The 725-nt window shown below is 68.7% G+C and carries 2 protein-coding genes; one reads left to right on the top strand and one right to left on the bottom strand.

Annotated features, from left to right (window positions below; translation table 11 throughout):
• Nucleotides 1-52: 52 nt before the first annotated feature.
• The gene (locus tag ABD323_RS42785; protein ID WP_184912927.1) at nt 53-301 is read right to left on the bottom strand and encodes an acyl carrier protein; all 249 of its coding nucleotides are present in this window, start codon (nt 299-301) and stop codon (nt 53-55) included.
• 120 nt (nt 302-421) lie between these two features.
• Between ABD323_RS42785 and ABD323_RS42780 the strand changes: the two genes are divergently transcribed.
• The coding region (locus tag ABD323_RS42780; protein WP_344447441.1) for an AMP-binding protein at nt 422-725 on the top strand (304 nt) is incomplete at its 3' end.

Raw genomic sequence — 725 nt, 5'->3', positions numbered from 1 at the left:
CTCCGGAATCACCAGGATTCCGGAGGGAATTTCAGGCCGACGTCTCTGACGGTCAGACAGCCGGCGCACCGAGCTTCGAGATCGCGTCCCACAGGGTTTCCGCGGTGGAGAAGGTCTCGGAGTTCAGGAAGTCGTGGATGAACTCGACACCGTACGTCTCCTCCAGGGAGGCGAGCAGGTCGACGGTGCCCATCGAGTCGAGGCCCAGTTCGCGGAGACTGACGTCGGGCCGCAGTTCGTCACCGGCCTCCAGATACGGCAGGTGCCGACGGATCGTGTTCTCGAACTTCTTGTCCCACATGCTGACTCCGAATGTCGATTCCCGACCTGGGCGGGATTTCCAGGATGCCTTGCGAGTTTGACGATACCCGCGCCGGGAGTGCGGGCCGCAACCCCTTACCACCCCTCTCCTGGAGGCAGAATGAACCTGACCGACGGGCCTGCCCTGCATGCCCGATCCCTCCGCGGCCTGGCCGTCTCGCCCGACCGCCTGGCGGCCCGGCTGGGCGCCGAGTCGCTGACCTACACCGAGGTGCACCGCCGCGCGCTGAGCTGGGCGGGCGCCCTGCTGGCCGGCCCCGGTGAGCCGCCCGAGGTGATCGGGGTGTTGGCCGGCAAGGGGGTCGAGGCGTACGTCGCGATCCTGGCCGGGCTCTACAGCGGCCGCACCGTGGTGCCGCTGCGCTCGGGCTTCCCCGTCGCTCGGGACCGCCCGATGCGCGAGG

This window comes from Kitasatospora nipponensis, from assembly GCF_039528135.1.
Taxonomy (GTDB): Bacteria; Actinomycetota; Actinomycetes; order Streptomycetales; family Streptomycetaceae; genus Kitasatospora; species Kitasatospora nipponensis.
The sequence above is the reverse complement of the archived record's forward strand: the minus strand, read 5'-3'. Positions and strand labels throughout refer to the sequence as shown.